This is a genomic window from Paenibacillus sp. FSL H7-0350, assembly GCF_038593195.1.
In the GTDB taxonomy this organism is placed as follows: domain Bacteria; phylum Bacillota; class Bacilli; order Paenibacillales; family Paenibacillaceae; genus Paenibacillus_AQ.
Window position 1 is genome coordinate 4,237,258 of the sequence record NZ_CP151972.1, and the last position, 23,695, is coordinate 4,260,952.

General features: G+C 44.2%; 24 protein-coding genes. 6 read left to right on the forward strand and 18 right to left on the reverse strand.

From position 1 onward, the window contains the following. Positions 1 to 6: 6 nt before the first annotated feature. The gene (locus NYE24_RS19385) at positions 7 to 771 is read right to left on the reverse strand and encodes an AraC family transcriptional regulator (protein ID WP_342476448.1); all 765 of its coding nucleotides are present in this window, start codon (positions 769 to 771) and stop codon (positions 7 to 9) included. Positions 772 to 860: 89 nt separating this feature from the next. On the opposite strand from NYE24_RS19385, the gene NYE24_RS19390 reads away from it, so the two are divergent. After that, positions 861 to 1,880, forward strand: a complete 1,020-nt coding sequence (locus NYE24_RS19390; RefSeq protein WP_076156195.1) for a serine hydrolase domain-containing protein — start codon at positions 861 to 863, stop codon at positions 1,878 to 1,880. Here NYE24_RS19390 and NYE24_RS19395 read toward each other — a convergent pair. From NYE24_RS19395 to NYE24_RS19410, 4 genes are all read right to left on the reverse strand, one after another. Continuing rightward, entirely contained in the window at positions 1,869 to 2,177 is a 309-nt protein-coding gene (locus NYE24_RS19395) for a putative quinol monooxygenase (RefSeq protein ID WP_076156531.1), read from the reverse strand. The two genes, NYE24_RS19390 and NYE24_RS19395, sit on opposite strands and share 12 nt — an antisense overlap. Positions 2,178 to 2,186: 9 nt before the next feature. Further along, on the reverse strand, positions 2,187 to 3,182 hold the full coding sequence (locus tag NYE24_RS19400) for a WYL domain-containing protein (protein ID WP_342476449.1): 996 nt from the start codon (positions 3,180 to 3,182) through the stop codon (positions 2,187 to 2,189). Positions 3,183 to 3,226: 44 nt separating this feature from the next. Then, on the reverse strand, positions 3,227 to 3,724 hold the full coding sequence (locus NYE24_RS19405) for a DinB family protein (protein WP_076156190.1): 498 nt from the start codon (positions 3,722 to 3,724) through the stop codon (positions 3,227 to 3,229). 146 nt (positions 3,725 to 3,870) lie between these two features. Further along, positions 3,871 to 4,452: a TetR/AcrR family transcriptional regulator gene (locus tag NYE24_RS19410; RefSeq protein WP_342476450.1), complete on the reverse strand. Its 582-nt coding sequence runs from the start codon at positions 4,450 to 4,452 to the stop codon at positions 3,871 to 3,873. Positions 4,453 to 4,670: 218 nt separating this feature from the next. Here NYE24_RS19410 and NYE24_RS19415 point away from each other — a divergent pair, with 218 nt between their 5' ends. Continuing rightward, positions 4,671 to 5,693, forward strand: coding sequence for an MBL fold metallo-hydrolase (locus NYE24_RS19415; RefSeq protein ID WP_342476451.1), 1,023 nt, complete (start codon positions 4,671 to 4,673; stop codon positions 5,691 to 5,693). Between the two features lie 107 nt (positions 5,694 to 5,800). Here the strand turns inward: NYE24_RS19415 and NYE24_RS19420 are convergent, their stop codons facing one another. Together NYE24_RS19420 and NYE24_RS19425 are read right to left on the reverse strand one after the other, a co-directional pair. Continuing rightward, positions 5,801 to 6,241, reverse strand: coding sequence for a hypothetical protein (locus NYE24_RS19420; protein ID WP_342476452.1), 441 nt, complete (start codon positions 6,239 to 6,241; stop codon positions 5,801 to 5,803). A gap of 63 nt (positions 6,242 to 6,304) precedes the next feature. Further along, entirely contained in the window at positions 6,305 to 7,102 is a 798-nt protein-coding gene (locus tag NYE24_RS19425; protein ID WP_076156175.1) for an APH(3') family aminoglycoside O-phosphotransferase, read from the reverse strand. A 130-nt stretch (positions 7,103 to 7,232) separates the two neighbouring features. Between NYE24_RS19425 and NYE24_RS19430 the strand changes: the two genes are divergently transcribed. The 3 genes from NYE24_RS19430 to NYE24_RS19440 all read left to right on the forward strand — a co-directional run bounded on the left by NYE24_RS19430 (position 7,233) and on the right by NYE24_RS19440 (position 10,191). Beyond that, positions 7,233 to 8,081 carry an AraC family transcriptional regulator gene (locus tag NYE24_RS19430; RefSeq protein ID WP_076156172.1) on the forward strand — a complete coding sequence of 283 codons (849 nt, stop codon included), beginning with the start codon at positions 7,233 to 7,235 and terminating at the stop codon, positions 8,079 to 8,081. A gap of 201 nt (positions 8,082 to 8,282) precedes the next feature. Next, positions 8,283 to 8,990, forward strand: coding sequence for a DUF2569 domain-containing protein (locus tag NYE24_RS19435; protein ID WP_076156169.1), 708 nt, complete (start codon positions 8,283 to 8,285; stop codon positions 8,988 to 8,990). 445 nt (positions 8,991 to 9,435) lie between these two features. Then, a complete protein-coding gene (locus NYE24_RS19440) occupies positions 9,436 to 10,191 on the forward strand; it encodes a class I SAM-dependent methyltransferase (RefSeq protein ID WP_342476453.1) in 756 nt (251 codons plus the stop codon). A gap of 160 nt (positions 10,192 to 10,351) precedes the next feature. Here the strand turns inward: NYE24_RS19440 and NYE24_RS19445 are convergent, their stop codons facing one another. The 4 genes from NYE24_RS19445 to NYE24_RS19460 form a co-directional block, all read right to left on the reverse strand. Then, complete coding sequence (locus tag NYE24_RS19445; protein ID WP_342476454.1) at positions 10,352 to 12,595, reverse strand: U32 family peptidase; 2,244 nt, start codon at positions 12,593 to 12,595, stop codon at positions 10,352 to 10,354. Positions 12,596 to 12,725: 130 nt separating this feature from the next. Next, the gene (locus NYE24_RS19450; RefSeq protein ID WP_342476455.1) at positions 12,726 to 13,358 is read right to left on the reverse strand and encodes a DsbA family oxidoreductase; all 633 of its coding nucleotides are present in this window, start codon (positions 13,356 to 13,358) and stop codon (positions 12,726 to 12,728) included. Between the two features lie 65 nt (positions 13,359 to 13,423). Beyond that, a complete protein-coding gene (locus tag NYE24_RS19455; protein ID WP_342476456.1) occupies positions 13,424 to 13,744 on the reverse strand; it encodes an NAD(P)H-binding protein in 321 nt (106 codons plus the stop codon). 2 nt (positions 13,745 to 13,746) lie between these two features. Further along, positions 13,747 to 14,406: an SDR family NAD(P)-dependent oxidoreductase gene (locus NYE24_RS19460; protein ID WP_342476457.1), complete on the reverse strand. Its 660-nt coding sequence runs from the start codon at positions 14,404 to 14,406 to the stop codon at positions 13,747 to 13,749. A 196-nt stretch (positions 14,407 to 14,602) separates the two neighbouring features. On the opposite strand from NYE24_RS19460, the gene NYE24_RS19465 reads away from it, so the two are divergent. Next, on the forward strand, positions 14,603 to 15,196 hold the full coding sequence (locus NYE24_RS19465; protein WP_341027676.1) for a TetR/AcrR family transcriptional regulator: 594 nt from the start codon (positions 14,603 to 14,605) through the stop codon (positions 15,194 to 15,196). A gap of 1,160 nt (positions 15,197 to 16,356) precedes the next feature. Here the strand turns inward: NYE24_RS19465 and NYE24_RS19470 are convergent. From NYE24_RS19470 to NYE24_RS19500, 7 genes are all read right to left on the reverse strand, one after another. Beyond that, positions 16,357 to 17,223 (reverse strand): SDR family oxidoreductase, encoded by an 867-nt coding sequence (locus NYE24_RS19470; protein WP_076156150.1) that lies wholly within the window; start codon positions 17,221 to 17,223, stop codon positions 16,357 to 16,359. Next, a complete protein-coding gene (locus NYE24_RS19475; RefSeq protein WP_036699997.1) occupies positions 17,220 to 17,729 on the reverse strand; it encodes a hypothetical protein in 510 nt (169 codons plus the stop codon). Before NYE24_RS19475 ends, NYE24_RS19470 begins: the two co-directional genes overlap by 4 nt. 127 nt (positions 17,730 to 17,856) lie before the next feature. Beyond that, positions 17,857 to 18,411 (reverse strand): MarR family transcriptional regulator, encoded by a 555-nt coding sequence (locus NYE24_RS19480; protein WP_342476458.1) that lies wholly within the window; start codon positions 18,409 to 18,411, stop codon positions 17,857 to 17,859. A 50-nt stretch (positions 18,412 to 18,461) separates the two neighbouring features. Beyond that, a complete protein-coding gene (locus NYE24_RS19485) occupies positions 18,462 to 19,826 on the reverse strand; it encodes an MATE family efflux transporter (RefSeq protein WP_342476459.1) in 1,365 nt (454 codons plus the stop codon). Between the two features lie 75 nt (positions 19,827 to 19,901). Further along, positions 19,902 to 20,561, reverse strand: coding sequence for a dihydrofolate reductase family protein (locus tag NYE24_RS19490; protein ID WP_342476460.1), 660 nt, complete (start codon positions 20,559 to 20,561; stop codon positions 19,902 to 19,904). Positions 20,562 to 20,582: 21 nt separating this feature from the next. Next, positions 20,583 to 21,719 carry an extracellular solute-binding protein gene (locus tag NYE24_RS19495; RefSeq protein ID WP_036695791.1) on the reverse strand — a complete coding sequence of 379 codons (1,137 nt, stop codon included), beginning with the start codon at positions 21,717 to 21,719 and terminating at the stop codon, positions 20,583 to 20,585. Positions 21,720 to 21,739: 20 nt separating this feature from the next. After that, positions 21,740 to 23,668, reverse strand: coding sequence for an alpha-amylase (locus tag NYE24_RS19500; protein WP_342476461.1), 1,929 nt, complete (start codon positions 23,666 to 23,668; stop codon positions 21,740 to 21,742). Between the last annotated feature and the right edge of the window lie 27 nt (positions 23,669 to 23,695).

The following is a 23,695-nucleotide window of genomic DNA, read 5'->3' on the forward strand; positions in this document are numbered from 1 at the left end:
GTAAGGTTAATGCAGGCTGGAAACTTTTAAAAAGACGCTATCTTTACGGATATCCTTCGCCGTCATGCCCAGCAACTGCCTGCTGGTAGCAGCTAAGTGGGACGGGCTGTCAAAGCCTGCAGCCATCGCCGCATCCGTAACGCTATGACCCGCAAAAATGAAATAGATTGCTTTCTCCAGCTTGTGCAGCACCATGTACCCGCTAAGCGAAATACCTGTATTTTCTTTGAAAAGATGCGACAATCTGCTGTTGGATAAACCTAACTGCCGGGCGTAATGACTGACGGAGTGTTCGGAGTCGGTGCAATCTTTGAGGAGCTGAATAAGCTCTCTGATTCTCGGATCAACAATAGTGGGTTTCACCTGCTCTACACCTAATAGCCTCATAAGTTGTCCCAGAAAAGAACGATAGCTGTCCGGGTCCTTAACGCCGGCGTACTCCTTTTGCACCAATGCACGGATACTCCTCATCACTTCATGCGGGAACACATGAACCTGCTGCCCCTCCAGAACCCGCTTAAAGCTCGCAGCCATGTCAGAGGTGCTGTCGATCAGAAGAAGCATTAGCGGATGTCCTGCTTCTTTTAACCGGTGAACGACGCCCGAATTGATAATGATCCCTGGACAACGCAAGCTTAGCCCCGCTACCTCAATGTCAAATTCGCCTGTTAACGAGATCGTCACCTGTAAAAAAGAATGCCGGTGCTCTTCCGCATCAATCGAATCGGACACCACCATCAAGTGATGCTCCGCTCCATATAAATTCATCATGTTCGAATCACTCCAGGCTTAGCTCTTTGTAGTATGATTTATATATTCTATACCGGCATGTTTATTATAAACAGAGGTGAACCGAGAATATGTTCTTACAAAAAGAAGTAGTACATACCAGTAAGGATAAGTATTTGGCGCTTACTGACCATGTAATTAGAGCTAAGGACCTGATTTCCTGTTCCGCAGCCGCTACACTTATCATCCATAATGACACCATTGTTAATGAAAGCTACTTTGGCTCATATGAGCTTAATTCAAAGATACAATCTGTAATGCCCTCAACCCGGTTTAATGTTGCTTCCGTAAGAAAATCATACATTGGCTTTGCGGTCAGTTTGGCCTTATACCAAAATAAGCTTTCAAGCATGGATGATTATATTTCAGATTACTTAGAGGATCTAAACCTAGCCGCTGTCCAAGGAGTTAGAATAAGACATTTATTAACACATACTCATGGACTTAAAAATAATCATGAAAAACTTTTTCCGCCGGGTACGAGTTGGAACTATAACAATGTAGGAATCAATATGCTGATTAGATTAATACAGAAGTTATTTGAAACGCCCCTGTCAGAGGTCATGCAACAATACGTTTTCAAACCCTGCAATTTCATTGAGACAGGTTGGTGTAAGAATAGAGAAGCCAATTTAGTATGGTTAAATGAAGAATATGCTGATGACCAAGGGGGAGAAGCCAATCTTTTTGTAAGTGCCCGTGAATTGGCTTATTGGGGTTACCTTCACTTGAATCGTGGACTTGTCAATGGACGCCAGATTGTTCCGAAAGAGGTTATAGAACAAGCTACAAGTAATCAGAGCCCAGCAAATCTTGATGATACATTGCCTAGGAATGGCTTCGCTTGGTGGATTCAGGATAAGCCTAGAGCTATTTCTGAAATAGGAAATACACTCCCGCCCGGGTCCTATCAAATACTAGGACTAACTGGCTGTGCCTGTTTGGTTATTCCTGAACATCGGATAGTCGCGGTTAGAATGTACAATCAAACAGGTCCAAATCCACCAGGGTACGACTACTTAGAGGATATTAAGGCATTTGGAGACAAAGTCTTATCGTGTAGTTTGAATTCGGCCTCTTTATACGTCTAACCCCTTCCCGCCAACGGGACGGAGTCTAACCTGTTCTGCGCCTGCGATTAAAGGACGTGCGCGTTGAATGACGGCCAGCACTTCTTCGTTCTTGAGAGAGCCGGCATGAGCCTCTGCATCGCTCCACAGCTCAGTGACCCAGATCGTATCGGGGTCATCTGCGGATTCATTGATAATATAGAGCTCACAGCCCGCCATATCCTTCAAGCTACGCGAAGCTTCCAACAATATTAGAATAAGTTCATCCCGTTTCCCGGGGCTGGCTGTCAATTTTCCGTACATCGCAAATTTGTTCATATCCACTCTTCATCCCTTCTTATCCTCTGATTTTACTTGCATAGCTTCGTAGTGCTTAAACATTTCGAGGCTGACCTCAGCCATTCGATTGATTAGTATTTGCGGCTCAAGTATCTTGAGAGACTTCCCGTATGGAAGAAGAAAGTACGGTACATAGGTTTGCAGCGACAGTTCTCCCAGCTTAAAAAGAGCTTCGCCGGGCTGCCTGCGTTCGATCAGCGCATGACCGAACAGCCAATGCTTGCATAGCTCGTTAAGCGCATGTTCGTGTCCCTGAAGCCTTACGATGACTAGCGTCTCAGCTTCGAGCGAATCCGGAAATAAAGAATGTAAGAGGAAATCCCTCGCGGAAAAGGCAGCTGGACGTTCGAAGCGGGTATCCGCCGCCTCCAAACGGACGATGCGATCCACCCGGAAGCTTCGGATCTCTTGCCGCAACCGGCAAAACCCTGCAACGTACCATAGTCCCTTCCAATGCACGATGCCGTAGGGGTCGAGGACTCGATGGCTTGGCGTAAGCTCAGGTCCTTTGGCATAGTCCATGTTCAGCGATTCTCCCCGGGCTACAGCCTCCTCTAACCGCTTAAGCAATTCAAGTTCTCTCGCGTCCGTGGGTGTCTGGATGACGGCAAGCCCGCTGCTATGTCTATTAATCCGCTCAAGCTGCTCTTCATTCGTGTATCGCTTCAGTTTATCGACCGCCCGGGAAAGCGCATCCGTGAACGGATAACCCGCTTCCCGTGCGAAGACGGATGCATGTACGAGCGCCTTCTGCTCTTCGGAATCGAAGAGCAGCGGAGAATCGACGAATTCACCGAGAAGCCGGTAACCGCCGTTCGGACCGGCTTCGGCAATAATTGGGGCTCCGCTCGCGCACAGTGAATCAATGCACCGGTATACGGTGCGAACATGAATCTCCAAATCGTCCGCAAGCTGCTGCGCCGTCATCCGCTTTCCCGAACGAAGCAACCATAGGATGGACAGCATATTATCCGCTTTTGACAAACCGTTCTTCACTCCCTAGACCGTTTGTTTCATTGTAAAGGAACTTAGATTAAAGGTGTTATCCCTTTCTCGACCCAAGTATCGTAAGTCGGACCGTACACATTAGGCACTCGAAGTCCGGCCTGACGCATGAGAACGGTCATCTGTCCGCGATGATGCGCTTGGTGCATGATCGTATAACGAAGGGAACTTCCGTTCAGCCAAGCTTCCTTCTCAATCATGACCGACTCGCGCAAAGATTCGTCATTCCACTGCGTTCGAACCGCGTTCAGCAAATTCTCGCTGATCCGCCGATACTCCGAAGCTATAAATGCAGCAGAATCCGGAGCTTCTTCGCCTCTGGATGGAGCTTCGAAAGCGAGCCCCAAAGTTGTCATGTAGTGCAGCGATTGAACCAGATGCCAGGCGATTTGTCCCAGCATTCGTCGGCCTTCGATAACCTCCTGTCCAAGAGAATCATCCGTAAGTGCATCCAGTACGGTAGCAGTTAATTCCGCCTCGCTAGTCCATTCCGCAACGAATTCTTCAATTTTTGTAAACATTTTTTGTCCTCCAGTCCATTATTGGCTAACACACGACAAGCATACAAAAAAAACACTGACAGTTACGGTCAGTGTTTTTGAATCAACCTGAAATTTTTTTGAAGTAATTGATATACAGCAACCTTAGTAAAGGGTACTCACAAAGCTTATGACTGAGACAACATTCCTTTAACAAACAATGAGACACTGTGCTTGTAGAACTCTTCCTCAGTGATGAGCTCGGACTGATATTGCCGGTGAATCAACTCGCTCATCTGAAACCCGTAACACATCGAGAGAAAAGACATAGCGGTAAGACGCTCATCCTGTCTAGCTATCACTTTTTTCTTCTGCAGGCGTTCAAAATATTCAACCAGCAAAGAGTGCAGCTTCACTGGCGGCTCAGCCAGCACCCTGTCCAATTCAGGAAGCATTCCTGTGTCACGGACGCCAATCATAATGATGTCCGCATTGTTATGGAAGAACAAACGGTACTGCTGGCTTACATTCAGCAGATCGACTTCCGGATTATCCGTTGCGTCCTCTTTTAACAGCTTCTCAAATTGCGGGATATCTGCATGTCTTTCAACGATGGCTTCCAATATGCCTTGCTTGCTTCCAAATTGCCGAAAAATCGTAGATTCATTGACTTTAGCTTCCGTTGCAATGGCTTTGGTGCTGACTCCCTGATAGCCCTTCTCTCTGATGAGCCGTGTCGCGGCTTCAATGATTCTGTCCGAAGTATTCATTGTATTTCTCCTTTTGCATATGTTAAGCCTATTCTACTACAAGTATTGCATATGCAGCGCCTCCATCCATATAGTGGTGTGATGTTGTTCTGCTACAATCATAAAACACAGAGTAAATGCATGCAAGCACTTGCTTGCATTTATGTTTTCCCTTCTCTATAATAAAGGCATAATCAGTATGCTTTATCCCAAAAACACATACGCAAAGGAGAATTCTTATGAAGTATGGACGTATTATCCAAAAGCGCCGCGTCAAATTTTTTGAAGTCGCAGCTGGCGTCTTTGCCGGTATTTCGCCGTATCGCGGTATCAGTTGGGCCAATGCCGGGTTCATCAACAAGGGTGAAGGGCTGGTGTATGACACGTTTTTCGATTTATTCCATGCACGGGAAATGCGGGAGGCTTATAAGGAAGTAAGCAACGGCGGCTCTCCCGCATATGTGGTGAACTCGCACTATAACAGTGACCATGCCTGGGGAAACAAAGTGTTTGAAGATGCTTGCATTATTATGCATAAGGAAGCCTCCAGAGAGCGTCTCACCGAAAATATCAGCTGGATGGACAACGTCATCAGAAGAGGGAAGGATTCTCTGGAATCGACTTCGGGCGAGCGGTTTTTTGCAGCAGAATTTGAAGGATTCAACCTGGAGGGCGTAGAATGGGTATACCCGAATATTCAGATCAAGGACGATATCAGTATCCGTCTTGAAGATACGGAAATCATGATTTACAACGTAGCCCCGGCCCACTCCGACAGTGACTTGCTGCTGTGGATGCCAAAAGAAAAAGTGCTGTTTGCCGGCGATGTCGTGTTTAACGGTTGTACAGCATACAGCGAAGAGGGAACCCTCAATTGGGTTAAAGTGCTTGATCGCATTATTGATGAAATTAAACCCGAAATCGTTGTTCCAGGACATGGCGCTATCTGCGGACTGGACTTCGTGAAGGAGCAGAGGGACTACCTCCTGAACCTGATCAGCGAGTTCAACAAGCATTACAATGACGAAATTGATTCCTTGTCCTTGACCAAGCAAATTGATATTTCCCGCTTCCTTCATTGGATTCAGCCAGAACGCTTGTATGTTACCGTGGATATCCTATTGAAAAGCAAACGAGGGTTATCCCCCCTTCCAGCCTGGAACGAGGTGCCCGCTAAGCTGGAAGACATGAAAGCTTTTTTGGCCGGAAAATATGGCAATCAGATCAAGCCATGGGACCCTATGAATGTATGGCAAGAATAGTAATTTGAAGCTAGCGTATGAAAAACGAAAAACGGCCCTGCCGCAAACGATGCGGACAAGGGCCGTTTTCTTTCTAAAACCTGTAGGATGCATCCAACTTGTAAAAGTTACGGAAAATCCAGCTCATCATCGATGACACGGAATATCTCCCTGCTCCGCACCGGATACCGGGCATCCAGCTCTTCCCACTGCCGCTTCGGTAAAATCAAAAATTCGTGCGTATCCGAAAAATATGAGGCCTCAAACAGCCGGATTTCATATTTGTCCCGGATCAGCTCCTGAAAGCCGCGAATCGTGATGTAGCGGTCTTGTCCGGTAAAGGTAAGCGCAATCGAATGCAGTTGTCCATTGTAGGTAACATCCAGTCCTTTGTCCGTAGACGTCACCTCGACCGTTTCATCGGGAAGGCGTTTACCGAACAATCGGACGATCTCCTCGTCCTCTTCTCTCCAATCTACAATGACGCTGTACGCAAAAGTAAATTGCTCAAGCTGTTGCCCATCTCCTTCGAATAGCAATGTCAGTTCGCTGTCGCTTGGCATTCTCATCCCGGTATCCTCCCTGTGTTCACTCAATTAAAATACTGTATAAATAGAGAATAACCTTGTTGATCAGGCCCAAACCAGATGCTCTACAACTTGGTAGAATCTTATTTTGGTATAATCAATTTCTGAAGCTCCATAGGATGTAAAGAATAACTTGACCCATTGCTCGCCGAAGTTTCTAATAATGCTCTTCTCAGCTACTGCCAAATCGTAATAACGGTCCGCGATCCCACAATTCCCCAGATCAATAAATCCACTTATAGAATCATCAGCAATAATGATGTTTGGCAGGCTGTAGTCACCATGTGTGAATACTAAATCTTCTTTGAGTCCCCGAGAATACTTGTTGACTTCAAGCAGTAACTTTTCAACATTGTCCTCACCAAACTTTCTACGCAGCTCCGTTGAATCAAATTTAACCCCACTGCTCAATTTGTACTGAATAGTGCTCATCAGCTGTTCAAATGAATGATCAAAAGGACAATCTTCAATTGAAACTTCATGAATTCTCCGAAGACCTTGTGCCAATAAAGAGATCATCTCTTCTGTATTCGAAGAATATTGCTTGTTGGAAGCTTCCACGCCTGGCAATTCAAGTGTTAATAAATACTCATAATTCCCGATCATACCGAAATCAATAACCTCCGGAACAGGTAACTTATTGTATAACCACAATAACCTTTGGGCTTGTCTTTCTAAAGATTCAGCATGTCCTGCTTCCTGGATTTTCAAATATTTATTTACTCCACTTTTACCTTTAAGATAATAAGTCTTCGCTGTATTCACCCAAATCAATGAAGCCTCGTCATCTCCAACCAACTCAAGGAGTTCAGAGGGTACTGCATCTTTTTCTCCAAAATTCATAATTTCCACCTCTATGGCTTAATCAATATCGTTTCAAAATACATAGCATATTCCTGCAAACTTAGGCAAGCATTGCAGGGTATTTCAATGATAGCTGCTGTATAGTAATTAGTGAAAGGCAGGTGAGTATATGGATTGGATAAACAGATTTAACAGCGCAATTGATTATATAGAAAGTAACCTTGATAACGAAATTGACTATTCTTATATTGCAAAAATTGCTTGCTGCTCCGAGTTCCATTTTTCACGAATGTTTTCATCTTTAGCCAATGTTACCCTAGCTGAATATGTTCGGCGTAGAAGGCTTACTAAGGCGGCTTTTGAAATACAGAAACATAGTACAAAGATTACTGATATTTCTATGAAATACGGATATAGTTCCCCTGATGCTTTTACGAGAGCCTTTCGCCAACTGCATGGCGTTACACCTGCATCCGTTCGTGAAAGCAATGTACAGTTGAAAGCATATCCACGCATGTCCTTTCAGATTACCATAAAAGGAGTCTCTGAGATGGAGTATCGAATTGAAAATATTGATTGTAGCCTTCGTTTTGCAGTTAAAAGGGAAACGGTAAAAACTGATGATGCTTTTAATACGGTTCCACAATTGTGGGCCACAGCACAAACAAATGGGTTTCTTCAAAAGCTGATAGACATGTCTTGGGAAAATCCAAAATGCCAACTTGAAGGGTTGCTTGGTATCTTTGGTAAAGACGCGGCAATTAAAGAGGATACCTTTGATTTACTCATGGGGTGTAGATATGACGGAAATATACCGAACGATATGGAAGAACTAATTCTTCCTCCCTCTGTATATGTAGTTTTCCCTAACGATAACGTCAATGCTTGGCAGCGCTTATATACTGAATGGCTTCCTACATCTGGATACGAGCTTGCCAATCTCCCTTGTATAGAGAATTTTTTGGCTCCAGGAGCTAAAATTGAGCAGGAATTATGGGTTCCCATCATTCCTAAGTAGCGAACATTCTAAATCGCTGAAATTGAAACTGGGATCTACTGCAACGCATTTCTATATTATTAAAAGAACTCCGGAAACCCACTACATCCAAGGGTTTTCGGAGTTTTTTAGGATTGAGAGTTAATTTAAGTAATTGATGGAATATACCGATATAGTATATAAAAATTCCCGCACTTGCTGCGGATATTATGAGGTGATGAAATGGTACAAGGTTTAATGGGCATCTTCTTTTTCTCATTAGGTTTTATTCTACATAAAACTTATACAGTGGATGCTAACATTTTCATATCAATTATCGTTGGAGGTTTGGCAAGTGTAATCGGAGGAGCCATTGGAGCATTAATGAAACCACTATTTATCAAAAAAGTTCCAACGTCTGCCGCGGAGGCCGCCGTAGCTTCCGAAGTATTTGTGGAAACTTCAGATCCGATCACTGATCATTCAGCACCTTCCGGCATTGGAGGGTGGTTATGGATTTTTGTATTTGGCATTGTTTTTTCACTTATACGAAGTGTGCTGAACATCTATGGTAATATTTCGTTTTTCGGGACCGAAAGCTATAGGCTTCTCACAAACCCTGACAGCAGTTACTACAGCGGATTAATGCTCCCTACTCTTGTCATAGAGACGACATTAATTGCTATTCAGTGCCTGATGATCCTGTACATCTTCTACCTGGGTTTTAAACATAAGAAATTATTCAAATACATATGTATATCTTTCATCGTATATAACATCATAATTAATACAGTAGATACCCTGATGGCCAGCCAATTGCAAAGATCGATTTCTGATTCCATAACGGATGATACCTCTTATACAGATATATCCCGCTCTCTCCTATACGCTGCAATCTGGATTCCCTATTTCCTGCGGTCCAAGAGAGTGAAGAACACTTCCATACACTGAACCGACATTCAGAATCTCCCCTTAATGAAACAGCTTAGCATTCAATGTATCATGAATGCTAAGCTGTTTGCGATTGGGGATAATCTGCTGCTAATCGTATTACGCTTTTATCATTTACTTTTCAGACAATAATTGATCAATTAGACGAATAATGATCGTGACGCTCGCGTTACACAGTGTTGGCGGCACATCCGAATAACTTACATGCGGTGCTTGCTGCTATAGTCAACGATGGATTGGACAGTCTTCCAGAGTATCATTAGGCAGACCCAATTCGGCTTAATGCTAACAAAAAAACGAACACTATTTTTATATTTTCCTTATTTTAGCATATGTTGGTACAATTATTACTGTTCATTCCCCATTTATGTGGAGGTGACAATTACAAAGAAGACCAGTTGGCGTTTAAAAATGCACTTTAAAATTATGAATGAGGTGACCGAGAATGCTAGAACAAAGAGAAATGATACAAATAAACAAAAGTGGATGGGATAAAGTCGCTGATCAATTTTTCGAAGGCTCGTTTGATATTCTTGACTATGGTGATTATGCGCCAACGGAGGAAGAATTACATTTACTTGGACAAATTGAAGATAGCATTATTTTAGAAGTGGGTTGTGGTAGTGGGCATACCTTAGAATATCTCGCTAAACGTGGAGCACGAGAGTTGTGGGGTGTAGATCTATCCAGCTCACAAATAAATACAGCAAAAGAAGTTGTTTCAAACCTAGGCACTCCAGTCACCTTTATTGAATCACCGATGGAAGATATTCCGGGTCTTCCAGATAGCTATTTTGATAAAGCCGTCTCCATATATGCACTCGGTTGGACGGTAAATTTACAAAAGACGTTAAGCAATATTCATAGAAGCCTAAAGTTAGGCGGTACTTTGGTCTTTAGCTGGGAACATCCTGTACACAGTGTTGTTGAATACGCGAATGAACAATTAAGGTTTAGGCGTTCTTATGTAATTGAGGGTTTTGAAAAACATGATTCTTGGAGGGGCACACCGATAGTTATGCAATATCGAAAGGTAAGCACTTTTATTAACGAGCTTATAAATGCTGGATTTGTTATTGACAAGATAATTGAAGATTCAACATTCGATGATAATGATACAAGTAATTCAAGTGAGTGGTACTCTAATGCAAAGGCAAGAATGATACCATCTACTTTGATTATCAAATGTCATAAAGTCTAAGTTTTACCACTATTTATAATTCGGTTCACCGTAACCTTTCCCGCAGAAGCCCGTTTACGCATCGTTCCGGCCGGAGTGTGATTACCCTGCTACTATCGTCGATATGCTGTAAATATAGGCTCCTGCGAGCTTTTCTTCGAATGACTGTCTTTCAACCTACCTACACAATCTCTTTATTAAAATGGCCTCTTGTGTCTGTTTCCTGATTGAACACAGCATGATTCATTGAGCCATCTAATTTGCCTAAGGCCATATGAATGACGTTCACAACCTGCTCTTTAGATTCAACGGTGAAGTTTAACCGGAGCGCCTCGATTCCTTTGAGGTTCGGCAGCTCATCTAGAAGATTAAGCGTCTTCCCATTAAGAATAATCGCTGTACAATCCTCATGGGAAAGGATAGGGAACGTTGCTTGCTCATCTTTTAACTCATAGCTCTTCGTTCTGCAAATTCTGCATTGATTCATTTTTCGCATCGGACAATATTTGGTGAACATCAATGGAGCTCTGCCATACACAATCATCTCCAGCGCAGGAGAACCGTCATTTTCATCAACATAAGCATTCATTAAATCTTCAATTTGGCTCTTATTCATTTCATAAGATAAAGTGACTCGCTTAGCACCTAATTTATATAGTTCATAGCAGCTAGTAGCATTAATAACATTTAGAGAATAGTCCGTAACGAACGGATTGGTTCCTCGGTAGTGATGAATTCCGCCATATCCTCCGATCAGCAGCTGCCCTTCTTTTTCCTGATAATCATTCTGATTTCTTCTAACCACATTGTCAAAATAGATTTCCGTAATTCCACAGCTCACGCAAGCATCATACTGTTCCTGAGTCGTTACAGAAGCCGTGAGGTATGGTTGTACAGGGGCAAAGCTTATTTTTTCTTTGGCTTCCACAGTCTTGGTTCTTTTCTTCTGGCTGTTAAGCTTTAAATCATATAAGCCCAGTACAATTTCTCTTCTTGCTGCATTTAACAGTTTGGCTGGAATAAACGCATTGCCTTCCTCATAATCGACCTGATGAAGCTCGAATATCGTATCATTTAATCTGGAGAATTGCTTGATGACCTGGTCTTTGGTGGTTGGATTATTAATGGCTTCGCCTAATATTTCCTCACTTTCATAGGAATAATTAAAACCAAAGCCCTCCGCCTCTATGACAAGCTTTGAATCTGGATATGCATATACGCTAATATCTAGGTCAAACCGCTTAAATTCTTTTTCCAGTGAGGCTTCTAATTCCTTGTGGTAGAAATAATCCTTCGTTTTATAGACTACATCTCCCGCAGACATCTTTTCTTTGACTTTGATATAGCAGACATCATCTGCTGTGTTGATTAAGTCACCGTCTTTGTTGTATAGCTTGGCAACCGTCAAATTAACATCTTCATTGTCATGATTGATCCGGATGGTGTCGTTTTGATTTAAAGTACGTGTAAGTGTGATTTCATACCTGTCCTTCTCAACCCTGCTAATGGTTCCAATCTCATAACCAAAGTGATTAGGTCTTGCGATGTTTGTAATATTCCTCCGGTCCTCGTGGAACAAATATCCTTTGGTAAAGGTGCGATTGAATGTCTTCTTCAGATTTTCTTTATCTGCTTCAGTGATTTTATGATCTAAGGCCATACGATATTTGGATACCACATTAGCCACATACGTAGGCACTTTCATTCGGCCTTCTATTTTTAAAGAATCGATTTCTTTTAGATCATGAATGTAATCAATTGTGTTCAAGTCCTTAGTGGATAAAATATAGCTTTTGCCTAAAGATGTACCTGTTGTCTGATCCATCAGATCGTATTCCTTACGGCAGGAACCCACACATCTTCCGCGATTTGCGCACCGAAAGCCGCTTAATCCTGACATTAGACAGTTTCCCGAATAAGATACACATAACGCACCGTGAACGAAGATTTCTAAAGGGATGTCAGCTACTCTTTTGATCTCTTTGACTGTTTCAATCTTAACCTCACGGGACAGAACCACTCTTTTCGCGCCAAGTTCTTTGAATAATAAAGTTCCGTCTACATCGTCAATTCCCATCTGAGTGGAACAATGTGCTTCCAGATCAGTAAAGTTTTTAACAATATAATCAAACGCCGTCAGGTCCTGGACGATAATGCCATCCACACCGATTTCATTTAATTCGCGGATCTGCTCTTTCATCTCTTCCACTTCGTTCTCGAACACGATGGTATTCATGGCAACATAGATTTTAACATCCCTCAGGTGCGCATACGTAACAGCCTCATTTAACGTTTCCAAGTCAAAATTAGAGGAGTATGCGCGTGCACCAAATTTTTGCATGCCTAAGTATACTGCATCACAACCATTGGATATTGCAGCTTTCAAAGCTTCCATACTGCCTGCTGGCGCTAATAATTCAGTCATAAATGATCCTTACCTCCTGCTTCAATAACCGCTCAAATTCAGCACCATTAATCATAAAATAAGAGCTGCAACTTAAGCTACGGCAAAAAGCACAAGCGAGTGGCTTGTGCATGATTCTTGCGGGGCTTATTTATTGAGCTGCCTGGTTAAGGGCGCTTAAGAATATCTCAACGGGCTGTGCGCCGGAAACTGCATATTTTCTGTCAATGACAAAGAAAGGGGCTCCTGTTATTCCTAACTGTTTGGCTGTGGCTTCATCTGAACGCACTTCGTTAGCATATTTGGATGGGTCCTGAAGAACTGCCTTTGTCTCGTCCCTGTTCATTCCAACGGATTCTGCAATATCTGCTAATGTATCATGATCGGTAATCAGCTTGGCTTCCGTGTAATACGAATAGAACAGCTTCTCGGATAATTCCTTATCTTTACCAACCGATTTGGCATATTGGGTTAGACGATGAGCATCAAACGTATTGGTAGGCTTCATTCCGTCGAAATTATACACCAGACCCATCATCGCCGCTTGTTGCCCAAGCTTAGCATTTGCCTCTTTCGCTTGCTCGATACTCACACCATGTTTCTCAGAGGCCATTTGATGCATATTTTTGCCAGAGTACAATGATGCTTGCGGATTAAGTTCAAAGCTTCTATATTCAATCACCACTTCATTCTGATGAGCGAATTGCTCCAGTGCAGATTCTAACCGCCGTTTACCAATATAACAGAATGGACAAACATAATCCGACCATATCTCGATTTTCATTTCCAAGCCTCCTTTTTGGAGCTTATTTGTTGTAGACGATAGGCATTTTTCTAATCATATGGTTGTCACGGGTGGCAGCGTACATGATGCTTCTTCATAGCCCTAATCATCAGCTCATGTCCGTCTGCAATCGGCGTCCCTTTAAGCTTTCGTGACATATCGGATGCTGGTCCTAGTGTGCTGATTACGACATCTGATTTAGCAACAGCCTGCTCAATGGTTGTAGCATTCGATAGTTCCCCTTGTACAAAGCTCAAATTGGGATGTTTGAGGCTAATTTTGTGGGGGTTTCTAACATATGCCGTAACAAAATCTCCGTGATCTAGAGCTAATTGTGTCAGCAGCTGTCCGATTGCACCACTTGCACCAAAAATGGTGATATTCATATTCACACTCGGTCTTCAGTTATAAATTCTTCTACTCTGTCTCTTTTGGTGTACATGTCGTACCAAATATCAGCGATTTTGTCTTGAACTCCTGAATTCGGCTGCATCCAGATTCCGATCGAAAGGTGACCCGCGTACACACCTTTGTCCGCTAATTCGCTGTTCAAATTAAAGATATAATTACGAAGCCCTGAAACTGCAATTCCGACATTACCCATCATCGGTACCGGGTGGATTGCAGCGCCTCCAGTAGTAAATAATAAGGCACCGCTTTGCTTAGCCAGCATTTCCGGCAGCACTTGCCGGACACTCGATAACGCACCTAAAACATTAAATTGAAATTGGTATAACGCATTTTCTTCGGTTACATCTAATGTTGGCGCTACGGTGTTGATGCTCGGCGTTGGACTGTATTCGAGAACATCAATAAACCCGTATTTCTCTTTAACAGTGGCGAAGGCCCTCTCGATTTCTTCTTTCTTTAATATATCCGCTTGAAATGGAGCAGCTTCAATTCCCAATTGTTCTAATTCAATAACCAGCTGTTTCAGCTTATCTTCATTTCGGGCAATAAGAGCTACGCGAAAGCCGTTTTGTCCGAATTTCTTCGCAATGGACATTCCTAAACCTGCTCCTGCTCCAACAATAGCTATAGTTTTCATTTGATATCTCCCTTTCAATTAGAATTAATGGTCAATAAGATAAATAATGGTCAATGTGTTGTATATTTGTCTTGTGTTTATTATGATTAATAAAAGGTCAGCATTCAATATTTAATATTTCTGATTTTGAGAGATAACATGCAATTTCAGCTCAAATGTCGTATATCTCACAAAAAAATTAAGGGAATGAGTTCTAATGAACAAAAAAACCGATTTGCGTATCATTCGCTCCAAACATTCAATCAAAAAAGCGTTTATAGAGCTTCTTACGGAAAAGGGATACGAAGGAATTACGATTCAAGACATTGCCGATAAAGCGATGATTAACCGGAATACCTTTTACCTTCATTATCAGAACAAACCCGATTTGTTAAATGCATCTATGGACGAGTTAATCGAAGAACTAAAGAGTACACTCAAGCAATGCTCAAGCAGCAAAACTCCGTTAAGCGGTTCTATGCTTGAACAACTAATGCAAACCATCCTGGAGAAAATCCAGGACAATATCCCCTTTTACAAAGCATTGTTAGTGGATGAGAATAGAATTTATGGTTTTCAGTCAAAAATGGAGGAAATTATAAAAAACACAGTGGAGGACGGCTTGAATGATGCCCCATTGAAGATTTCAAAGGAATTATTACTCCAATATATCGCATCTACTTTTATGGGTATTGTGGTGTGGTGGGTTAAAAATGATTTTTCCTATACCCCAAAGGAACTCGCTTCTCAATTTGGTAAAATTCTAACTCAAGGACATTTTAAAGCCGCAGGTATTTCAATCAATGATTAAGTGAAAAAATTTGATCAGCTAATTTACCTTTGAAAAAAGTCCAATGGGATTAACCTCTCTACGTATATTGAGGTTTACCATTGGACTATATTCAAATCATACAGAGAGAGTAAGGTTTACGAGCTTTTTTTAACCATTAGGTCCAACTTATTAACATAAGGAGTGATCGCCTCCAGTAACTCCTGTTGATCTTGTATCTCTTCTGTCGACAGCCGATCCATATGAACACTTCTTTTCCCGCCAGGAACGGGTTGGAATTATAACAATATAGGGATCAATATGCTGATTAGAATAATACGGAAGTTATTTGAGGCACCCCTGTCAGAGGTTATGCAACAATATGTTTTCAAACCCTGCAATTTCATTGAGACAGGTTGGTGTAAGAATAGCGATGACAATTTAGTATGGTTAAATGAAGAATATGCTGATGACCAAGGGGGGAAGCCAATCTTGCCTGTTTGGTTATTCCTGAACATCGGCTAGTCGCGGTTAGAATGTACAATCAAGCAGGTCCAAATCCACCAGGGTACGACTACTTGGAGGATATTAAAGCATTTGGAGACAAAGTCTTAACGTGTACTCTGAACTAATGTTAGCCAAAGCTGGATCATCAGGGTTTGCGGGAGCGAATTTGTCTGGTCTTCTGCAGGATGGCTTATTGCGGGAGGAGGCCTGGCAGTTCTTGCAGGTGTAACTATTAATGAATTTAATACTGCAAAGATGGATATGCAAAAGTCGTACATTTACATCACCCAACTTTAAAATTCACTAGTAAGGTTTGATCCCCTATGTATTTAAAGATATTTATAGTGATTGGTATTGCCTGGCTTATGTTTTTTAGCATATACTCAGCCTACAAAAAAGACCGTAACCCTCAAAACACATCTTTGAGTTTTATAATTACTTTTACATTGTTTGGTGTGTCTCTTTTACTGGCAGATAAAACGGATTATTCATATATATTGGTGCTAATCAGCATAGCTATCCTTATTCATAATATCAGTATTTTTTTCGGCAGACGGAGAAAGAAGTAAGCGAATAGCAGGGTTGCAAAAAGGAGATTAACAGTTGTTCGTAGCTGCTAATCTCCCTTTTTGTAACCATCGTTGATACGTTAGCCAAAACGGTGTGATTTCACAACCCCGTGTTATTGACATTCTCTACCGGTAATTCTCCACACTCTCATGCAGAAAGGCTTCCAGCTTACGCGGCTCTCTGCCGAGCAGGCGCCTCACCGTGTCATTTGGACTTTCTGGAACCACCCTAGACATGGTTTGAATCTCCACAACGTGGTTCGCAAGCCAAGGAGGCATATGCCCGTGCTCGATAAGATTACGGAGTAGTTCTTGGGGTTCCATATTGATGTAACTTATTGGCCGATTAAGCAGGGCGGATAGCCGAGCCGCGATCTGAGGATAGCTGAAAATCTCTGAACCTGTAAGCGTATATATTTGGCCTGATACCTCAGGGTTAGTTAAAGCTTCTGCGGCAACATCTGCGATATCGCGGCAGTCAATGAAGTTACACGGTGAATGGCCCATGGAGCCGAAGAAAACATTTTGGGTTGTAATCGTTGGTGCAAAGCGCATTAGGTTTTGCATGAATGCATAAGGGCGCAACACGGTGTGGGTGAGACCTGATCCCCTCAGCACTTGCTCGATTTCTTGATGCCAGCCCGCCACTGCTACTGGAGAGCTCTGCTCAAAGGCAGGGCTGGATATTTTCACGATGTGCTCGATTCCAGATTCGCCTGCAATCTGAATGATTGAAGTTTCCAATTCAATTTGTCTTGGACTGTTGGACATGGCGAGGAAGAGCTGGCTGGCACCTGTACATGCGCGGCGCAGCGATTCGGGGTCAGCAGCATCTGCCCATACGACCTCGATAGCTGATCGGCCCTTTTCTCCGATCTGCTTACGCAACTTCTCCGGCTCTCTACTCAGAGCCCTGACGGGCACGCCAAGATCAGCCAACCGTTCCACCAGCGCACTGCCTATCGTACCTGTTGCTCCCACAATAACTATCATTTTTTTCTTCTCCTTTTGGATGTCAAATGGGTGGTAACGGCAAGACGCCACCGCCATGTCACTATCGTGCTTGCTATGAATCCAGACAACGGGAAATCGATCCAGACGCGATCGACCCAGGCCAAGTGATGGCCCGGCATCATAAGTTCCAGTACACCAGATGTCACCCATGCCGCGCATAGGCCATACAAGGACCCGGCTATTGCGAACCCTCCTACCACAACCAAGTGAGGTGCACCTGTGACCCATCGCATATGACCCACCCGGCTGCGCAATATAAGGCCAATCATCAAAGCCATCAAGGCTGATGCACCGCCAATTGTGGTCAATGCTCCGATTTGAAGCCCCCTATCAGCAGTAACCAATCCCCCAATACCTGCCATGATGGCAGGAGCAGCATAGGCCATTACAACTTCACGCCATAGTGCAAAGGGCTTTTTTCTGGAACCCACCGTCTTGATACCGTAAGCATCATCTGGCGGATACGGGTATTTCATCTGGTTCATTTCGTTACCCCTTCCTTCTCTGAGATCATTCCGTCGAGTGCTTTCAGCGAGATATAATTAGGAACCTAACTATATAGGAGTAAAAAGAGGCTAGCATTACTAGCCCATTCTACTCATTACTGATGTTTCATTTTGGTTTCGAGCCTGGTTCGTCCATAAGGGCAGAGATGCCTAGTGTAACCCGGCCCAGCAAGTCGAGGAATACGCTGCGCTCGTCTATACTGAGTAAGCCCACCATGGCCTCCAGCCAAGCGAAATGCTCAGGAGCCATTTCACGTAGCTTCTGCGCTCCTTCTTCCGTCAAAACAACCGATTTCTGACGGCCATCCTCTGAGCTTAACCGCCTGGATACTAGGCCATCCCGTTCAAGAATGTCGATCAGACCAGTCACTGTAGCACGTGTAACGCCTAGATGCTCTGCTAATTGCGAAGGCAACTCTTCTCCTTCGTGATCTTCGAGATCTGCCAATACACGATATCGGCCTGTTGATACGCCGAATCTGGAGAAATGAATCTCCGAGGCCTGACCAAGCTGGGCTCCCGCTGCCATTAGCCTAGATGCGACGAGTATAGCCTGTGCGTCTATGTCCAGGTTATAGCGATCAATCTGACGCTGGGATTGTACAAGGGAGGGAATAGCCTCCATGTCATTTATTTTTCTATTGTTGTTGTTCATACACATAGTATGGCACCTAATTACTTTTTTGTCAACCCGCATTGCAGTGTCGTCTGTTACATGGCCTTTTCAGCCACATCATGAACTAGATTTCTTATCCACTTGCGGGAGTAAATCCGGGCGTATCCGAAGCCAAAGCGGACAACCTCCTCCAGGGAGATGACGAGATACACAAGGTAGACAGGCTGGTTCCAGATATAGGACAGCAGCAGCCCGGATGGGACACCTATTAGCCACGTTGTGGTCGATTCCAAGGTGAACACGAACTTACTATCTCCCCCGCTATTTAGAATTCCGCCAGCTATAATCATATTTGACACCTTGACCCAAAGAAATCCAGCAAACACGATAACGATATACATGCTCATTTGTTTAGCATCCTCGGAGATATTGAATGCAGAGACATACAGCTTCGAACCTGCCGCAATAATAACCCCGACAATCAGAGAGATAATGATGCCAAGGCGAATGAACCTTTTCGCGTGATCGAGTGCAAGTTCAGTTTCGTCCGCACCCAAACGGTTACCAACCATTACTCCTGCTGCACTGGCCAGTCCCGATAATAAGCCGATGCAAAGACCCTGCAGTGGGAAGGTAATAGTCATCGCAGTCATTTCCGTTGACCCCATACGGCTATATATGATCGCATATACCGTTTCACCCAATACCCAGATCAATTCAGTCAATAGTAGCGGATAGGTCGTTCCAAAAAACTTGCGAATGAGCGGTTTAGGAATGATGAACAAGTTCTTTAACCCGACAGCTCCCGGTAAACGATATCGGTACACGGCACCAATGATCAACAAGCATTCTAAGACCCTGGAAATAAGGGTAGCAATGGCCGCGCCCTTCAGACCAAGCGCAGGAGCGCCGAAATGGCCGTATATAAGCACGTAATTCAGTATAATATTCAAACCCACTGAGATTAAACTTACATACATCGGCCATTTGGCATGGCCCGTACTGCGCAAAATCGCGGAATACATCATCGTGAGCATAACAGGCACAAAGCCGATCGACATGACCTGAAGGAAAATGTACCCCTTATCTATTACATTCACGTCTGTAGTGAACAGGCTCAAAAAGAGCGGCGAATCCATGAAGACAGCCGCAGAGAACAGGAAAGAAAACGTGAAACCGGCGATCAGCCCGAGACCCAGCACTTGGGAGACACTTTTGGAATCCTTGTTCCCCCAAAACTGGGCAGCATAAATGGATACACCCGTCGATAAACCGGCTAAGACAACCGCGATGATCCCATATATTTTGGTGGATATCCCCACCGAGGCAATGGCCACATCTCCAAGCTGCCCGATCATCAATTGATCCGTCAAATTGAGCAGCGCCATCAGCAAGCTTTGAAGCGTAACGGGCACAGCGATTTTATACACACTTTTATAGAACTCTTTGTTCTCTGACATGATTCGTACACAACCCCCATATTCTATATTTTTCCATTAACCCATAGCCATTGCAGTCTATGACTTAGTGTGAGGTCATATCACCTTTTTGTAGCGCATGAGTGTGTAATTATCGTTTGGCTGAATTTCTACAACCTTGAACTTCTTAGCAAAGCTCAATTGCTGATACCCGTCTCCATCCACTAATGTAATGTTCGTGGAGCCGCCTATGATGATCGGGAGCTGCATCAGAATAATTTCATCGACGATATCCTGGTTGAACATATGCCAGTTCAAAAATCCGCCACCTTCGACCATCAGGCTGGTGATCCCGTAGTGTTCCTCTAACTGACGTTCAAGCTCCACAAAATCAACGGTATCCTTGCCGCAGATGAGGCACTCCTTCCCTCTTTCCCGGATCTGCTTGATCTTACCTTCATGCCGTCCTTTCTCGGTCGTGACAATAATCGTCTTTCCCTGATCCGAAAGCACATTGCAGTCCATCGGAATATCCAGGGTAGTCGTCGGTATGATACGGATTGGATTTTTGTTCTCCTCATACCGATTCGTAAGAAATGGATTGTCGGTCAGGATTGTATTTTTACCAACCATAATGCCCTGCACATTCCCCCGGAACAGATGGATGAATTCCATATCCTCACTGGAAAATAAAGAAAAAAGCTCTTTACTCGAATTCCCGGCTCCCATCGTGAGCTTTCCGTCGATTGAAATTTGGCTGAATATCGTTGTTTTCATTTCTCTTTTCCCCTTATCTGATTAATTTTTTAATGCGCCCCAGGATGCTTGGAGGGTCTGTTCCATTTTTTTCAAGGCTTGTTCGGGATTGCTTAAAGGCAACTCGATCAGACCCGCATTGAGCGCCTCCCAGACATGGATCATGAAGGGGTAAGTCGGCATCGGCCGTGTGTGGTCTAAAAGCGACAAAATCATTCTTTTATTAGGTGCAGCAGAGGCACTTAGGCGGTGTAGCACCTGCTCCTGAGCCGGAATTCGCTGCACGCCCTGCGTCCACAGGGTTTGGCATTCGTCACTCAGCATAAAACGCGTGAATGACAAAATATCTTCCCGCTCCTCCGTGGTTAACGAAAAATTCGGGTAGATCAGGCCGATGGAAGAAGACATAGATAGCGATTGCTGGCCTTCTATGACTGGAAGCTGGCAAACCTCAAGCCTGTCGTTCATATGCTTGTCCAGATGGTTGTAGATCCACTCCCCACAAATAATAGCGCCGATCTTACCGTCAATGAACTGCTCTAGCAGTCCTGTAGAACCGTCGAGACTGACGAGTACGCCCTGATCCATCTTGTCGCGGATGAACTCAAGCGCTTGCTTCATCTCAGGGCTGACGATATTCGGCTTTCCATTCTGTACAGGCCAGCCACCGAAAGCTGTAAGGAACGGAATAAACCAATAGCCCTGTTGTAGATCCGCCCCAATGGGTACGATTCCTTGGGCGGTTAACCTCTCTGCTGCCTCTTCAAACACGTCCCATGTCGCCGGTGCACTGGGGTAAATCTCCGGATTGTAATATAGAACCAGATGATTGCCCCGCAAGACCGGGATACCATACTGGACACCCTCCATTTGCATCGTGGAAAGGGCCTCCTCAGTCAGCACATCCTCAAACAACCCGCCCGGAACCTCGGAGTAAAGACCATTGTCGACATAGGAGGACATATCGGCAGGAACCATCGCCAGATACGGACCTTGGCGGGTATGTTTGATTCGGTTCAAGCGCGCAGTCAGATCCGTAATGTTCATCACTTGTGGCGTAATTTGTACGCTGAAGCGCTCTGTATACAGCTTGCAAATCCCCTCCAGCACTTCAATCGAGGTATCTCCCGGACCGTCAAACTCATGCCATAGCACGATTTCCTTGTTGTTCTTTTCCATTCGCAGCCTCTCTCCCTTTTCTAAAAATTGTTTATGAGCACTAGAGCCTGATTAGGCGCAAGCTGCAAGAAGTCGAACGCCTGACCTACGCTGCTACCCGTTAAAGAGCTATCCAGTGCTACGGTCAATGGGCATCGGCCGGGTACGGCCACGTTTAAATCGACTTGGCAGAAAGCATCGGCACTCAAGTTAAAGCAGCACAGTATCATCTCATCCCCTTGCATATACCCGTATATAGCAGTACCTTCCGGGGATTGAGCCACGAAAAAGTTCTCCGGCTTCACGAGGTGGTGCCAAGCTTCCTTAAATTCACTTAGCTCCGCCAGCAGCGGCAGCATGGGTGCAGGATTAGTCCAATTAATTTGCATGACATTAAAAAAAGCGCGGGAAATCTCCTCACCGTTCGTGTTGTCACCAAGACCACAGTTGAGGGGCTGCTCCTCATTCATTTCATAGCCTGTTGTCACGTAAGGAATTGCGTTCGGAAGAAATTGATTAAATACTGCGATCATCCGGGCAACCCCGACACCGCCACGGCTCGTGATCCGGGGAGTATCTGCCGTTTCTGCACAAGCAAACACATGAATATTCAACTCAGGCAGTTCCTCTAAGAATGAAACCAGGTTCTCCTTAGTAATCTCCGTCATCACGTTCCATCCGCTTCCAAGCATAATGTTGTAGCCCGTGTTCGCTGCCTTCCTGTGATTGCGGTTGAACAAGTCTTCACTGATCAGAAGCGCATTCGGATTCATCTCTTTAACCGTGTCAAAAATACGAGTCAACAACGGAATAGGAAGCACATGTCCGATGTCGATGCGAAAGCCGTCAATCCCATACTTTTCGAGATTAAAGCGTACTGCCTGCTCCAGAACGTCCCATAACTCCCAATTCGGCTCCTCTCCCGGGTAGTCATTGCATTTAATCGTATCAAAAAGGACATATGGCGCCTGAGTCGGGCTGATAAGATGTCTCACTTGCGGAGAGAAATCTTTATAGAGGCGCAAGAACGTAATGTCTGTCCAAATCGGCTGCACATCATTAATCCAATCCGAATGCGCCGGAGAGGTTGTTATTCCCATCTCTTGCTCCACCAAAGTTAATAGCTCGTCTCCATGATTAGCAGCTCTTTCCTTCAATTGCTGCCAAAGGCTGGGATGAAGTTCATGGGGCGGCGGTGAGAACTTCCGCAGGAATGCTGCGGTCTCCTGGCTGTGGTAGACCGTCTCCAAGTGGTCAGGCGTACATTCCTCAAAGAATCCAAGCTCAGGAATCGGCGGCGGCGCAAAGCCTTCTAATTCCTCAAGCTTGATCCAGTACACCCATTCGGGATGCTCAGTAATGAATGCACTGTTTCTCGCCGTTACACGAGGAATGAAATCGACAACCGTCTTGATATCAAGCAAATGACAAGCTTCTACCAAAGCGCTAAGCTCATCGTGGATGGTGAACTCTTCCATACCGTCCAACAAGCTGTCATGCAGATTCTGGTCCAAGTGGAATAACGATTGCACAGCGTAAGGTGACCCGATATCCCCCTTCAGATTTAACTTGCTGTACTGGTTTACTGGAAGCATATACAGAATATTGACGCCCATTTTCTTTAACAGCGGCAGAAGAATAAGGAATCTTAGAAAAGTGCCCGATTCGACTGTTCCGTCATGGTTGTAATCCCAGGCCGTCGAATAACGAATTAACGCAGAATAGATCGTGCTTTCGTCTAAATTCGTGCGTTCCTTGAGCAAATACCTCCAGGAAAGCTTGTCTACATACCTCAAATGCTCTGTCAAAAAATCGTACGGATGCACACATATTTCACCGTCTTTTTCGAAGAGAATAGGCTTATAGCTGCACTCATTCCACACTGCAGGTATCCAAATTGGCTCTACCTCTCTGGCCTTGTGCATAGACAAGTAATCCTGAACAAGTCTAAATTTGCCTTCTTTGCCCATGAATAGATCCACCCCTCGCTAATTACA